This is a genomic window from Paenibacillus mangrovi (assembly GCF_022898935.1).
GTDB classification, from domain to species: domain Bacteria; phylum Bacillota; class Bacilli; order Paenibacillales; family Paenibacillaceae; genus Paenibacillus_AQ; species Paenibacillus_AQ mangrovi.
Window position 1 is genome coordinate 35,501 of record NZ_JALIRP010000008.1, and the last position, 14,033, is coordinate 49,533.

A 14,033-nucleotide genomic window follows, 5' to 3' on the forward strand; every position below is an offset into this window, starting at 1 on the left:
CACTTCCGTTTCATTTATTTTAGCGCTCCTGCATCCAGCGGGCGACGTCTTTAGCAAAATACGTGATGATGATGTCCGCTCCGGCGCGTTTCATGCCGGTCAGCATTTCCTGTACAATCGCCTTCTCGCTGATCCAGCCCTGCATCGCAGCAGCCTTCACCATGGAATATTCACCACTTACGTTATAAGCAACCAGCGGTAGATCAAATTGATCCTTCAGGGTCCGAATAATGTCCATATACGCTAGAGCCGGTTTGACCATCAGCATATCCGCGCCTTCAAGGACGTCGCTTTCCGCCTCACGCAGCGCTTCGCGCGCATTCGCAGGATCCATTTGATAGGTTTTGCGGTCGCCAAACTGCGGTGCCGAATCCGCTGCTTCACGGAACGGACCGTAGAACGCAGAAGCATATTTAACCGAATAGGACATGATCGGCACATGCGCAAATCCAGCTTCATCGAGGCCCGTACGGATCGCCTGTACGAATCCGTCCATCATATTGGAAGGCGCAATAATATCCGCTCCCGCCTTGGCCTGGGATACAGCTGTTTTGGTGAGCAGTTCGAGCGATTCGTCATTCATGACATCGCCGTGAATGTGGCCGTCTACTTCGAAGGTATGAACCATGCCGCAATGGCCGTGGTCGGTAAATTCGCAGAGGCAGGTGTCGGCCACAACGAGCAGATCAGGGTACCAGCCCTTGATCAGGCGGGTTGCTTCCTGAACGATACCGCCTTCCACAAAAGCGGACGTACCCACGCTGTCTTTCGTTTCGGGAATACCGAAGAGCAGCACGGCCGGGATGCCGAGTGCCACGATTTCGTCCACTTCAGCTTTTAGGGTATCAAGCGAAAAATGATAGATCCCCGGCATCGAGGAAATTTCATTTTTGACGCCTTGTCCATAGGTTACAAAAATCGGCATAATCAAATCATTTACGTTAAGTACGGTTTCACGCACCATATTGCGCATGCCTGCGGACTGGCGCAAACGGCGATGTCTTACAATTGGAAAACTCATATTTATAACCTCCTGTGCTGCTTCATTTCGAAATGATGTTATCTTTATTTCACTTGTCGATGTTGATGATTTATATAAGAACAAAGCGAATCCATCAGCCCTTCGATCGTGGACTGTTCAGCAACCACACTCACATGCAGTCCGGCTTCGCGTGCGGTCTTAGCCGTCACTTCCCCGATGCATGCAGCCTCTGTTCTACTGAGCAGCTGCACCGGATCGTGTACACCCATCCGCTTCAGCTTCTCGATCAAATGCGTTACCGTTGAGGAACTCGTAAAGGTAATAACATGAATGGCACCTTCCTCAAGCAGCCTGATCAGCTCGTGATCTTCCTCCTGGCTTATCACCGTCTGATAGGTATCTACAGCCGTGACTTCGAGGCCCATTTCCTCCAGCTTTTCAGGCAGCCAGGTACGTGCCAGGTCACCACGCGGCAGCAGCACTTTTTGGCCAGGCTCCAGCTGACTCTCCAGTGTTTCTATCAGCCCTTCAGCCTGAAAGCGGCCAGGAAGTTCGACCGGAACAATACCCCGCAACTTCAGAGCTTCAGCCGTTGCCGGTCCGACAGCGGCAATCTTAGCCCGGTTCAAACGCCGGATATCCTGGCCTTGCTCGGCCAGATGCCGGTAAAAATATTCGACTCCATTGACGCTGGTAAAGAACACCCAGTCATAGATTTCCAGCCGGTCCAAAGATTCTTGAATCCGCTTCAGGTCATCCTTATCCTGCGGATACACCGTTTCAATGACCGGAAATTCATACGACTCACCGCCCAGCTCATCGATGCGGTTGACCAGCTCAGAGGCCTGCGTCCTGGTGCGGGTAACCAGAATCCGTTGACCGAAGAGAGGGAGAGACTCCGCCCACTTCAGCTGCTCCCGCTGGAGCACCACATTACCGACAACAATGACAGCAGGAGGCTGGAAGTTTGCAGCAAGTACACGCTGCTCAATATCCGCCAGGGTCCCCGTTAATGTGTCCTGCTCAGCGCGCGTTCCCCAGCGCACAAGGGCGACCGGCGTATGGTCTGGACGACCATGCTGCATAAGCTGATCCGCAATATATCCGATTTTGGATACACCCATCATAAAAATAAGCGTACCCGTTGCATTCGTAACTCTCTCCCAATCAATCATGTGGTCTAGCTTGTCTGGGCTTTCATGCCCTGTAATAATCGACAGGGACGAAGCAATTTCCCGATGGGTGACAGGAATGCCAGCATACGCCGGAACGCTGATGGCGGCCGTTACTCCGGGGACAATCTCGTAAGCAATCCCATTTCTTCTAAGCAATCCGGCTTCTTCTCCAACCCGCCCGAAAATGGTAGGATCGCCGCCTTTTAAACGTACAACCGTATGGCCTTCCAGAGCCAGGTCGACGAGAAGCTGATTGATCTCTTCCTGCTTCATCGTGTGACGATCCGGCAGCTTGCCAACATATATTTTTCGGGTACCCGGCTTTACTGCCCCAAGAAGCTGAGGAGCGGCCAGACGATCATAGACAACCACATCCGCTTTTTGCAGACATTCCAGACCTTTCACAGTAATTAACTTGGCGTGGCCTGGGCCTGCACCAACCAGATATACTTTTCCCGCCATCTCCACATCCCCTTATTCTCTGACTTGTTCGAGAATCTTCTCCGCTCCCCGTTCGATCAGCTTCCGGGCGACTTCTTCCCCGAGCTTAACCGGATCCGTACCGAGTAGCGTTTCCTTAAGGATGACATCCCCTTCCGGAGAACCAACCATTCCTGTTAATTGTATAACCTTTTGCCCGGCAAGGGAATATCCCTCCGGCGCCTCAATCAGGACGGCATGCGCTCCGATTGGAACCTGGCAGCCGCCGTTCAGAACTCCCAGGAATTTGCGTTCCGCAGCAACTGTCAACTCAGACTCCTTATCATTATATAAAGATAATAGCTTTAGAAGTTCGGCGTCGTCTTCGCGGCATTCGATCCCGAGCGCTCCTTGACCTACTGCAGGAAGGCAGGTTTCAACCGGAATATAGGCAGTAATTTTATCTTCCCAGCCCATCCGGTAAAGTCCTGCCGCAGCCAGCAGAATCGCTTGATACCCTTCCGTTTCCAGCTTCTTCAGACGGGAATCGATATTGCCGCGAACTGGCTCAAGCGTAAGGTCAGGACGGTAAGCCTTCAGCTGGCTGGAACGGCGGAGACTGCTTGTTCCCACCTTGGCTCCCTGCGGCAAATCATCAATGCTTTTCCCTTCAAGTGTAATCAGGCAATCGCGAGGATCCACGCGGCGTGGCACTGCTCCGTTCACCAAACCATCAGGTAGTACGGACGGCATGTCCTTCATGCTATGTACCGCCATATCAATCTCGCCGTCCATCATGGCCTGCTCAATTTCTTTGACGAATAATCCCTTGCCACCTACTTTGGAGAGCGTCACATCCAATATACGGTCGCCTTTTGTGACGATTTTCTTCACTTCGAAATCAAAATCAAAATCATGCTCCTTGCAAAGCCTTTTCAAGTCGTCAATGACCTGACCCGTCTGAGTCAATGCCAGCGCACTTTGTCTGCTGCCAACTACAATTGTCCGCATTCTTATTCCTCCTGATTGTCGTTGATCCATTGCTTGATTTCCTCCGGACTCCAGGGTCTGAACTCCCCCTGGCTCGGCGGTTCCAGCACTCCCGGACTGCTTGCCTTCCTTAACAATTTTTGCCGGGCTGCCGAGTTGCTAACCTGTTCCTGGATCATTTTTCGCATGAAGTATAAAGCATCGAGATATTCCTCATATTCCGTTCCAAAATCATTTTCCAGCTTCTTTCGAATCGTTCTCGCAGCGAGAGGACCTGCTCCCGAGGTAGAGACGGCTATCAGCAGCCGCCCCCGCCGGAGAACGCTGGGATGTATAAAACTACCGAGATCCGGATGATCCGCCACATTGGCAAGTATCCCCCTTGCCTTGGCTTCTGCCGACACGGACTTGTTCACCTCAGGGTCGTTAGCGGCAGCGTGAACCATAAACGCTCCTTCAAGATCCCCTTCAGCGTATTCGCGGGGCACCCATTTCAGCTTGCCCTGTTCGTGGTATTGCCGGAGAGCCGGTGTTGCTGTTGGGCTAATGACGGTCACGAGCGGCGATCCGGCAAGCAGCTCCTTAACCTTTCTCTCAGCCACCTGCCCCCCGCCAATCATCACACAGACTCTATTCTCACAATCCAACATGATAGGCACATAGGTAGGCATCAAGTCGTCACTCCCCGCTCCAATGGTGAAAATCAGACCACGTATTCAGCACAAAAATAATAATGTTAAAAACGTAGCCAGCCAAAATCCATTTGGCCATAAACGACCCGGAATACTGATGCGAGCGCTTTTTGAACAGATAAAAATAATAAAAGCCGAGTCCTGCGAACGTGGCCAGAACCTTCAAATCCAGCAGCAGATTCAGCCTTCCTTCTGAAATGACGGACAAAGCCGCCACAATAAAGGATACGGTCAGTATCGGCGTTCCGATCAAAGCAAGCGAATAAGCATAACTATCCAGCATTTCCAGGCTTGGCAGCCGTCTTACCGTGTCCGTCCACTTCTTTCCTTTCAATTTTCGGTGAAGGAAAAGATACATGACCGCGAACACCGCGGCAACCGTATAGATGACAAAGCTGAGGTTAGCGAGTGTGATATGCAGAACAAGCAGACCGTGGACCGTCTCCCAGTGTTTAAGCGGATTGATTCCCGGAGTAAACCATATCCTGTTTAATACCATAACGCAAAATCCGATAATACCCAGCAGCAAAACAGCAAATTCAGCCCGCTGTAGCAAATTGATAATGAGCGATGCAACCACAAGACTGAATGATAGCAATAGCAGAAAATCAAAAGTCGTAAAGATCGGAAGCGTCTGTTCTTCCACAGCCCTAATAATTAGGGCGCCTGCCTGTAAAACACCGACTAAAGCAAGAAGCCCTGTACCCATCCGCTTCGCGCCCCGATTGCGTCGAATGCAATCCGAGATAAAAAACAGAAGGCTCAGGGCATAGATATAAATACCGGCATCATAAATTCCAGTGAGCATGTCCACTCCCCCTAAACAGCCTTATAGGCCTGCTGGTGTCAGCGAACCTTTAATGGCGAACGGTTTGTTTTCATGCTTCTCTCTGCTGAGTTCTTTTTGGGCTGAACCGGACGATTTCACTTTGCTTTTGTCCTGCCCGGCTTCATTCAAATCTTTTTCGAGTGCAAAAATCTGCGTGAAATACTCCAGCGCCTCGTTTCCGTTTTTGCCTGCCGAAAGCTCTTTGATCTGGTTGATTGGGTCGTGCATCATCTGGTTCACAATGCTCTTGGTCAGGCGGCGGATTACTTTTCGCTGATGCTCGTCCAGCTCCGGCAGCTTGTTGAACAAGCTTTGCAGCGTTTCTTCATGAATGTGCGAGGACTTTTCCTGCAGTGCGCGAATAGCGGGTCTGACACCCAGCGTTCTCAGCCAAAGGCGGAACTCATCCATCTCTTCCTGAATCATCACTTCGATTTTGGCCGCCTCGGCTCTGCGCATCTCCAGATTACTCTCCACAATTCCTTCTAGATCATCAATATCATACAAGAAGACATTGTTCAATTCGGCGATACTCGGATCAATATCACGCGGAACGGCAATATCGATTATAAACAGAGGTCTTGATTGGCGCTTCTTCATATTTTCGCTAACCTGGGTACGGTTCAATACGTAATCCTTGGCCCCGGTGGAGCTGATCAAAATATCCACTTCATGCAGACGCTCCATGGCTTGATCCATGGTACAAGATGTCCCCTGGAATTTACTTGCCAATTCTTCCGCGCGTGCGAGCGTACGGTTGGCCACGATCACCTCTTCCGCGCCGTTCGCATACAAGTGTTTCACAGTAAGCTCACTCATTTTCCCGGCACCGAGAATCAGCACCTTCTTGTCATCAAACATGCCAAAAATCCGTTTGCCCAGCTCCACGGCTGCATAGCTGACGGAAACGGCACTTTCACCAATCGATGTTTCAGAGTGCGCTCTCTTGCCAAGCGTAACCGCTTGCTTAAACAGCATATTGAACCATGTTCCGGTCGCCTTTTCCTGCTGGCTTTGCAAAAATGCGGTACGAACCTGGCCCAGAATTTGCGTTTCTCCAATCACCATGGAATCCAGGCCGCAGGCAACGCGAAACAAGTGTGAGATCGCCTGCTCATCTTCATATATATATAAATGCTGGGTAAATTCCTCGCGGGGAATGTCAAACCACTTCTCCATAAAGCTGCGGATAAAATATCCGCACATATGCAGATGGTCCACCACAACATAAATCTCCGTACGATTGCATGTTGCCACAATGACGCCTTCCATCACGCTTTTCGTTTGCATGAGCTGGCTGAGCGCTTCCGGCAGTTCATTTTGTTCAAACGTAAACCGTTCCCTTACTTCTACAGGCGCTGTACGATAGTTCAAACCGACAACGACGATGTGCATTTATATGTTCACCTGCCTAAGGTTCATTTCAAAAAAAAAGATCCAATTCAGGATATCTTTTTTGGCTTGAGATAATATTCATTTTCACTATGTTAATTATATCACAGTTGTCCAGCCTCTCTGAATCATTTTATGAAATGTTTTTGAAAATACACCGATTGGACAAAAGGAGACATACACTCCCTCAGGAGTATTTTATTATCCTGCCATAAACTTCAAAACTTTATACTTATAAATCTATTTCCCTTTCATCAGTGCGGCAAGCTGCTTGCCTGTTTTTTCAAGCTCATCATTTTGGGAGGATATCACATGCCCGCTCTCACTAAGCAACTGCTGGTAAGACTGAACCGCTCCGGAAAAGAGTTCGCTGTATGAACCGAGAAGCTCCTTCTCTGATTCGCTGAGCGGACGGTTCCCTCCGATCTGCCAAGACGTGATGACATCTACTAGACCCCCAATCGCCGGAAACGGGTACAGCTTATCACCGCCTACTGAATTCACCAGCCGGTCATGGGTATACGCAGCCGAATAAGCCGCCAGCTTCAGCGCATTGAGATCACTGGTATTGCCACTGTGTGCCGCATCCATCAGTGAGGTATTCAGCACCTGCATCTGAAAAAGAGACACCTCATACAGCATTTGCTCCGCATCCGCATGTCCCTTCTGCGGTAGCATCATCCGGTACCCCTGGTACACAAGAATCGCAAATAGCAGCGCAATCAGGCATAAAAATAGGATATCTCTTGATTTACGTCTTCTCATCGATCATCTTGGCCCCCCAAAGCTTCGTTCACGAGCTTGTTCCATACCTACAGTATATGGGACCTCCATAAAACAAATAACCATGGAGACGGATCTCCATGGTTATGATTCATTATCAGTATTAAGTGCGCCCAGCCTTTATACCAGCTCGACCTGTTTCATTTCCGGTGTTTCCACCTTCAACTCGCCCAAACCGCGTACAAGCTTTTTCGCATACGTTTTTTCTGGCTTCAAAACGGATACCAGGTAATCAATTGCTAGTTGTGGATCGACTGTTTCGCCACAGGTGTAGCAATCAATCGCAGCAAATCCTCTCTCGGGGTACGTATGAATCGAGAGGTGACTTTCTGACAGTAAAACAAGCACTGTCGCTCCTTGAGGTTCAAACTGCTTGGATTGTACTGACATCACTGTTGCACCGCATGCTTCAGCAGCTTCAACCATATGAGCCTGCAAAAATTCCGCGTCGTTCAGCATATCGAAGTCGACTCCCCAAGTATCAACAGCAACGTGTCTTCCGAAAGTTGAATATTCCATCTTCCGGTTTCCCCCTTCCTAGGAATAAAATGTTTGAAAATTTCATCCGCTAGGACCTACGTCATTCACTTCCCGAGGGAATAATCTCTCGCAACATTCAATGTTCTGAGTGAATCCTGGTTCCTAATATATTCTTTTCAACGAGATTAAAAATAACATCTATCAGGGCGAATTGCAATACTTTTTTCGAAATCCCGGGCGTTTTATTTATTCATATTTGTCCCAGCCAAAATGTGGCTACATTTATGTTATATACATTTTTACATAGCGCCTTCCATTTTCATCTTTTCAGAAAAAAAGAACCCCTCCACAGCGGAGAAGTTCCCTTTTATTCATGTATATGATCATGCCTCTAATGCAAACCATTTCGCGGTACCCTGCCGCAGCTTATCGTCGATAAGGGCGATTTGTTCACGGGTTGTTGCTTTATTTCGTTCATCAAGCCAGTAGTTGATGTCCTGGTAAAGCCGCGAAATCTCCTGTTCCACATCATCGAGCTGATAAATCCTCTGCAGCTCGCCTACGGTATGCTTGTATTCATACACCAGCTTGCTGTGAGATGGGGTAACTTCCGCAATTTTTCGAACTGAGCCATTCTCATAATAATACATCATTGTGAAGCCTTGATAAATCCGGTTAACAACGCCTTCGCCCTTGCAGGCCGCAAACAGCTTGCGCACCAAATTCGTCAAACGAGGGTTCACCAAGCGGCATGACAACTCACAGAAGTACAGGCCATTCTTACGTTCCAGAGGGAAATGAACCTCCTCACCGCTTTCGTCTTCCAGCACAATCTCTTGTCCTCCGCTATCCAGCACCTTAACGATTACGTGCATGTGACAGCATTCAGCCGAATGCATAAACTGGTTCAATTGAAGCTCCGTCATTTGTAAAGTGGCTTTAACATACTCTGTGGCTAACCGCTGAGCCATAAAAATCTCCTCAATTCTTTGTAATGACTATAGAATGCAAATGTTTTCAGCGGAGCTGAATCATTCTATAATCTGTAAGAAAAATTTCCGCTAAGGGCGGATTTCTTAACGATCCTTAGTATTATTATACAGCACAACTCAAAACGAATGCTTGCGGACGAAACCATGAATTTTCTTCATATTTCATAAAAAAACGGATTAAACCGGATTTTTGAGTAAACTTTTTACGAGATGCTCACTTTCCTGCTGGTTAAAGTCTGAATCCCTACGCAATACGCCGAAAACATCAAATGATAGAGCTCGGCTTTTCTCAATTATTCAGCGGTTTGCTCAGAATCAGGCTGAATCGTATCAGCTTGCTGAAGTCCGGCAATGGATTCGATATGCGCCCATAATTCTTCTTTACCCAATCCGGTTTCGGATGAATACATGACGAAGGCATCCGTTTTGCGCAAAGCCAAACATTCTTTCATTTGCTTTACGTGCTTCTGCCAGCGGCTCTTCGGAATTTTGTCCGCCTTGGTAGCTACCACGCAGATTGGAATGTCATAATGCTTAAGCCAGTCGTACATCATCTCATCATCTTTGGTTGGGGGATGACGAAGATCCACGATCAGCAGCACCAGTTTGAGCGGTTCCCTCTCAAGCAGGTATTTCTCGATCATTTTGCCCCACACCTGCCGCTGAGTCTTGGAGACCTTCGCATAGCCATATCCCGGAAAATCGACGAAATACAGTTCCTCATTAATCCGGTAATAGTTGAGATGTTGGGTTTTGCCTGGCGTAGAACTGGTTCTGGCCAGATTTTTGCGGTTGATCATTCGATTGATGAGTGACGACTTGCCTACATTGGAACGCCCTGCCAGACCAATCTCCGGCAAGGCGTCCTCAGGATATTGGTCAGGGCCTACGGCACTGATTACAAATTCCGCTTGGGTTACTTTCATGTCAATGATTCCTCTCTAATGCACTCCCGCCTGCTCCACAAGCGCATGTTTCAGCACTTGATCCATATGGGACACCGGAACAAACTCCACTTCATCTTTGACACTGTCGGGAATGTCGCGTAGATCCCGTTCATTGTCTTTGGGGAGCAGTATTTTTTTGTAGCCAGCACGGTGCGCTGCCAGTGATTTTTCCTTCAGGCCGCCAATCGGGAGCACCCGTCCGCGCAGCGTAATTTCCCCGGTCATTGCCACATGCTTGGAAACATGCTTTTTAGTAAGAGCCGATATAAGAGCTGTTGCGATCGTAATACCGGCCGATGGACCGTCTTTCGGAATAGCGCCCTCAGGAATGTGGATGTGAATATCGTTTTTTTCATGGAAATCGGTGTCGATGCCGAGATCTGCCGCCTTGCTCCGCGTATAACTGAATGCAGCCTGCGCCGATTCCTTCATCACATCGCCGAGTTTACCTGTGAGCGTCAGCTTGCCGGTACCCGGCACAACCGTCACCTCGATCATTAGCGTTTCGCCGCCTACCTCAGTCCAGGCAAGACCTGTAACAGCTCCAATCTGGTCTTCGAGATCAGCCACGCCATGACGAAATTTGGCAGCGCCCAAATATTCCTTGATATCATCCGGTTCAATCGTGATGGACTCCGCTTCGCCTGAAACAATTTTCTTCGTAGCTTTACGGCAGAGCGCCGCTACCTGCTGCTCCAAATTACGGACGCCGGATTCACGCGTATATTCACGAACCACTTTAAGCAGCGCTTCTTCTCCAATATGAAGCTGCTCTTCCTGCAGGCCATGTTCCCTTTTCTGCTTCGGCAGAAGGTAGCGCATCGCAATCTGCAGCTTCTCGAGCTCAGTGTATCCTGGAATATTGAGCACTTCCATACGGTCCAGCAAAGGCCGCGGTATATTGTGAATGGTGTTGGCCGTTGTGATAAACATGACCTGAGATAGATCAAATGGAATCTCAATAAAATGATCGCTGAATGTGTTGTTTTGTTCAGGATCCAGCACTTCCAGCAATGCGGAAGAGGGGTCACCCCGAAAATCCGAAGCCATTTTATCAATCTCATCCAGCAAAAATACAGGATTGAGCGCCCCTGCATTTTTCATCCCCTGGATAATCCGTCCTGGCATGGCCCCAACATAGGTACGGCGGTGACCGCGGATTTCGGCTTCATCACGGACGCCTCCAAGCGAGATGCGGACGAACTTGCGATTCAGCGATCTGGCAATAGAACGAGCAAGCGAGGTTTTACCCACACCCGGAGGTCCAACTAGGCAAAGAATAGGACCCTTCATCTTTTTGACGAGCTTCTGCACAGCCAAATATTCCAGAACCCGCTCTTTTGGTTTATCCAGACTGTAATGATCCTCGTTCAGCACTTGTTCGGCTTTGTGGATATCCAGGTCATCCTCGGTCTTATTGCTCCAAGGAAGAGCAAGCAGCCAGTCGAGATAGTTGCGGATTACGCCGCCTTCCGCGGAGCTTGCAGGCATTTTCTCCAGGCGGTCAATTTCCTTCTCGACCTTTTCCTTCACTTTCTCAGGAAGTTCCTGATTCGCCATCAGATCGCGCAGTTCTTCCACTTCTCCCGCGCGACCCTCTTTCTCGCCCAGCTCTTTCTGGATCGCCTTCATCTGCTCACGCAGATAATATTCCTTTTGGGTCTTCTCCATCTGCTTCTTGACGCGCTGGTTAATCTTTCGCTCCAGCTCCAGCACTTCGCGTTCGTTGTTGAGGATATCCAGCAGCTTCTCCAGACGTTTGCCAACATCGATGGTCTCCAGAATTTCCTGCTTATCCTTGATCTTGAGCGATAGATGACTGGTAATGACATCTGCAAGACGGCCTGGCTCCTCAATATCGGATACCGCGGCAAGCGTCTCCGGAGTCACCTTTTTCGATAAATTAATATAATGCTCAAACTGACTCAGCACAGTACGCATCAGCGCATCCACTTCGGGATTGTCGCTTTCCTCTTCATGCAGCTCCCGGGCGAGGACTTCGTAGTACTCCTCGTTGTCCGTATACTGTATAATTTCGGCGCGTTCCATCCCTTCCACCAGAACACGGATGGTGCCGTTTGGAAGCTTAAGCATTTGCCTTACATTGGCTACTGTGCCAATACGGAAAATATCTTCTTGGGTTGGTTCCTCTATGTTCACCTCAGATTGAGAACAAAGGAGAATCAGATTATCTTCCACCATCGCTTTTTCCAGAGCCTTGACCGATTTCTCCCGGCCTACATCGAGATGCAGTACCATGCTCGGGTAGACTAGAAGGCCTCGCAAAGGCAATAACGGAAAACGGCGGCCTTTCGCTTTACTTAGCCCCATCGCTTTTGTACCTCCAGCCGTTCTCAAGTTATAAACATCCGGTTTTATTTTAGCAAATGTTCACAGAAAACACCAATTATTAAGCGACTTTAACATGTTCCCGCATCGGTAATTTGCCCGGAACGGCCTGGTTTTGCCTGCAGGAATGAAGCCGCAGGGGCTTGCGGGAAGATCTCCGGTGCAGCGCTTTTCTCCACAGCATCGTTTACTTCTTCCGGTACCTGCACATCCACCATCGGCTTCAGTTCGATGCCGAAGACATGAACGAAAACCTCCTGTATGTTGTCTACCGGAATTACACGAAGGCCATCCAGATTCTCAAACAGCGTCTGCCAGTTCTCCTTCGGAATGATCACTGTGGTCGCACCAGCCTGGAAAGCCGCTTCAACCTTGGCAATAACGCCGCCAATTGGCTTCACCCGGCCATGGATGCTAATTTCTCCGGTCATGGCAATTTGGTTGTCTACCTGTAAGCCCCGGATTGCCGACATGATCGCAGTAGCCATGGCAATTCCTGCCGATGGTCCGTCGATTGGCGTTCCACCAGGGAAGTTGATGTGTAGATCATAATCTCCAGGTTTTAACCCCAGGGAACGGAGTACGGTCAATACGTTTTCCACCGACCCTTTAGCCATACTTTTACGCCGCAGCGTCCTGGAGCTTCCACCAATTTCCTCTTCCTCTACTACGCCTGTAATATTGTATTTACCTTGACCGTCACCAACAGGCACCGCTGTAACTTCGATTTCCAGTAGAGTTCCCATGTTCGGGCCATATACAGCCAATCCATTCACAAGCCCTACCTGCGGTCGATCTGGGATCTTCCGGTCCGGACGCGGCTGGAGCTGGCTGCTGCTCGCCACCCACTCGACGTCGGATGCGGCCAAAGAATCTCTTTTCTCGGTGAGAGCAAGTCCGGCTGCCAGCTGAATGATGTTGACAGCTTCACGTCCATTAGTTGCATACTGCTTTACGACCTCGACGGCCTCAGGGCATGGCTTAAGCCCGATTTTCTGAATCGCGTCCTCGGCAATTCGTCCGATCTCATCCGGCAGAAGCGGCCGGAAATAGATCTCCATGCAGCGGGAGCGCAGCGCTGGCGGCAATTCCTGCGGCGAGCGTGTAGTCGCACCGACGAGACGGAAATCCGCCGGCAAACCATTTTGGAAAATATCATGGACATACGCAGGCGTATTGCTGTCCTCTGAATTGTAGTATGCACTTTCGAGCAGAACTTTACGGTCTTCCAATACTTTTAACAACTTATTCATCTGAATTGGATGCAATTCCCCGATTTCATCGACAAACAATATTCCGCCATGCGCTTTCGTGACCGCTCCTGGTTTAGGCTGCGGAATACCCGCAACCCCCATGGAGCCAGCGCCTTGGTAAATCGGATCATGTACGGAGCCGATCAGCGGATCGGCGATGCCGCGCTCGTCAAAACGCGCTGTTGTGGCATCAATTTCCGTGAACTTGGCATCGGCTTTAAAAGGAGATGCAGGATTTCGTTTCGCTTCTTCCATAACGACGCGTGCAGCAGCGGTTTTTCCGACTCCCGGCGGTCCATAAATAATGACATGCTGCGGGTTGCCGCTGCACAGCGCAGCCTTTAACGCTCGCAGGCCGTCCTTTTGGCCGACAATGTCCTGAATAGACTGCGGCCTCGTTTTCTCCGCCAGCGGCTTTGTTAACGAAATGGAACGCAATTTCCGCAGCTTATCCATTTCTTTGCGGGACTCCCGGTCCACGGCGGTTCGATTTGTTTTTTGTCCGCGAAGCAAATTCCAAAAATAAACGCCGATGATGACGGCAAAGAAAAATTGAACCAACATCATAACCATGCTTAAATTCATTTCAAAACCCTCCCGTTTCTCTTGAGTGACCAGAGGTTGGCCTAATACATGGTAGTATAGCCGTTTAACACACAGGTAAACGCCTTAAGCAGGATTTATGGGCAGGTTTTTCGAAATCTAACAAAAAAAGCTGCATACCTTTCAATTTGAAAGGCAATACAGCT

At 49.3% G+C, this 14,033-nt stretch carries 12 protein-coding genes; all 12 read right to left on the minus strand.

All coding sequences use genetic code 11. The features are described from left to right. Positions 1 to 19: 19 nt before the first annotated feature. Positions 20 to 1,021: a porphobilinogen synthase gene (gene hemB, locus MUG84_RS18960; protein ID WP_244727693.1), complete on the minus strand. Its 1,002-nt coding sequence runs from the start codon at positions 1,019 to 1,021 to the stop codon at positions 20 to 22. 44 nt (positions 1,022 to 1,065) lie between these two features. After that, positions 1,066 to 2,619 carry a uroporphyrinogen-III C-methyltransferase gene (gene cobA, locus MUG84_RS18965; RefSeq protein WP_244727696.1) on the minus strand — a complete coding sequence of 518 codons (1,554 nt, stop codon included), beginning with the start codon at positions 2,617 to 2,619 and terminating at the stop codon, positions 1,066 to 1,068. A gap of 12 nt (positions 2,620 to 2,631) precedes the next feature. Beyond that, entirely contained in the window at positions 2,632 to 3,588 is a 957-nt protein-coding gene (gene hemC, locus MUG84_RS18970) for a hydroxymethylbilane synthase (protein ID WP_244727698.1), read from the minus strand. Between the two features lie 2 nt (positions 3,589 to 3,590). Beyond that, positions 3,591 to 4,238 carry a precorrin-2 dehydrogenase/sirohydrochlorin ferrochelatase family protein gene (locus MUG84_RS18975; protein WP_280521419.1) on the minus strand — a complete coding sequence of 216 codons (648 nt, stop codon included), beginning with the start codon at positions 4,236 to 4,238 and terminating at the stop codon, positions 3,591 to 3,593. 7 nt (positions 4,239 to 4,245) lie between these two features. After that, positions 4,246 to 5,067: a cytochrome c biogenesis protein CcsA gene (gene ccsA, locus MUG84_RS18980; RefSeq protein ID WP_244727703.1), complete on the minus strand. Its 822-nt coding sequence runs from the start codon at positions 5,065 to 5,067 to the stop codon at positions 4,246 to 4,248. 21 nt (positions 5,068 to 5,088) lie between these two features. After that, positions 5,089 to 6,483 carry a glutamyl-tRNA reductase gene (gene hemA, locus MUG84_RS18985; RefSeq protein WP_244727705.1) on the minus strand — a complete coding sequence of 465 codons (1,395 nt, stop codon included), beginning with the start codon at positions 6,481 to 6,483 and terminating at the stop codon, positions 5,089 to 5,091. A gap of 237 nt (positions 6,484 to 6,720) precedes the next feature. Then, complete coding sequence (locus tag MUG84_RS18990) at positions 6,721 to 7,245, minus strand: hypothetical protein (RefSeq protein WP_244727707.1); 525 nt, start codon at positions 7,243 to 7,245, stop codon at positions 6,721 to 6,723. Between the two features lie 138 nt (positions 7,246 to 7,383). Beyond that, positions 7,384 to 7,782, minus strand: coding sequence for an adenosylmethionine decarboxylase (speD, locus tag MUG84_RS18995; protein WP_244727709.1), 399 nt, complete (start codon positions 7,780 to 7,782; stop codon positions 7,384 to 7,386). Between the two features lie 344 nt (positions 7,783 to 8,126). Continuing rightward, on the minus strand, positions 8,127 to 8,714 hold the full coding sequence (locus tag MUG84_RS19000; RefSeq protein ID WP_244727711.1) for a non-ribosomal peptide synthetase module: 588 nt from the start codon (positions 8,712 to 8,714) through the stop codon (positions 8,127 to 8,129). A gap of 314 nt (positions 8,715 to 9,028) precedes the next feature. Then, positions 9,029 to 9,661, minus strand: coding sequence for a ribosome biogenesis GTP-binding protein YihA/YsxC (yihA, locus tag MUG84_RS19005; protein WP_244727713.1), 633 nt, complete (start codon positions 9,659 to 9,661; stop codon positions 9,029 to 9,031). A gap of 15 nt (positions 9,662 to 9,676) precedes the next feature. Then, positions 9,677 to 12,013 carry an endopeptidase La gene (gene lon, locus MUG84_RS19010; RefSeq protein WP_244727715.1) on the minus strand — a complete coding sequence of 779 codons (2,337 nt, stop codon included), beginning with the start codon at positions 12,011 to 12,013 and terminating at the stop codon, positions 9,677 to 9,679. A gap of 89 nt (positions 12,014 to 12,102) precedes the next feature. Next, positions 12,103 to 13,869, minus strand: a complete 1,767-nt coding sequence (lonB, locus tag MUG84_RS19015) for an ATP-dependent protease LonB (RefSeq protein ID WP_244727718.1) — start codon at positions 13,867 to 13,869, stop codon at positions 12,103 to 12,105. Positions 13,870 to 14,033 lie beyond the last annotated feature (164 nt).

What these genes read in the sequence shown, in the direction of transcription:
- hemB (WP_244727693.1), bottom strand. Translation starts at nt 1,021, where the DNA reads ATGAGTTTTCCAATTGTAAGACATCGCCGTTTGCGCCAGTCCGCAGGC.
- cobA (WP_244727696.1), bottom strand. Translation starts at nt 2,619, where the DNA reads ATGGCGGGAAAAGTATATCTGGTTGGTGCAGGCCCAGGCCACGCCAAG.
- hemC (WP_244727698.1), bottom strand. Translation starts at nt 3,588, where the DNA reads ATGCGGACAATTGTAGTTGGCAGCAGACAAAGTGCGCTGGCATTGACT.
- MUG84_RS18975 (WP_280521419.1), bottom strand. Translation starts at nt 4,238, where the DNA reads ATGCCTACCTATGTGCCTATCATGTTGGATTGTGAGAATAGAGTCTGT.
- ccsA (WP_244727703.1), bottom strand. Translation starts at nt 5,067, where the DNA reads ATGCTCACTGGAATTTATGATGCCGGTATTTATATCTATGCCCTGAGC.
- hemA (WP_244727705.1), bottom strand. Translation starts at nt 6,483, where the DNA reads ATGCACATCGTCGTTGTCGGTTTGAACTATCGTACAGCGCCTGTAGAA.
- MUG84_RS18990 (WP_244727707.1), bottom strand. Translation starts at nt 7,245, where the DNA reads ATGAGAAGACGTAAATCAAGAGATATCCTATTTTTATGCCTGATTGCG.
- speD (WP_244727709.1), bottom strand. Translation starts at nt 7,782, where the DNA reads ATGGAATATTCAACTTTCGGAAGACACGTTGCTGTTGATACTTGGGGA.
- MUG84_RS19000 (WP_244727711.1), bottom strand. Translation starts at nt 8,714, where the DNA reads ATGGCTCAGCGGTTAGCCACAGAGTATGTTAAAGCCACTTTACAAATG.
- yihA (WP_244727713.1), bottom strand. Translation starts at nt 9,661, where the DNA reads ATGAAAGTAACCCAAGCGGAATTTGTAATCAGTGCCGTAGGCCCTGAC.
- lon (WP_244727715.1), bottom strand. Translation starts at nt 12,013, where the DNA reads ATGGGGCTAAGTAAAGCGAAAGGCCGCCGTTTTCCGTTATTGCCTTTG.
- lonB (WP_244727718.1), bottom strand. Translation starts at nt 13,869, where the DNA reads ATGAATTTAAGCATGGTTATGATGTTGGTTCAATTTTTCTTTGCCGTC.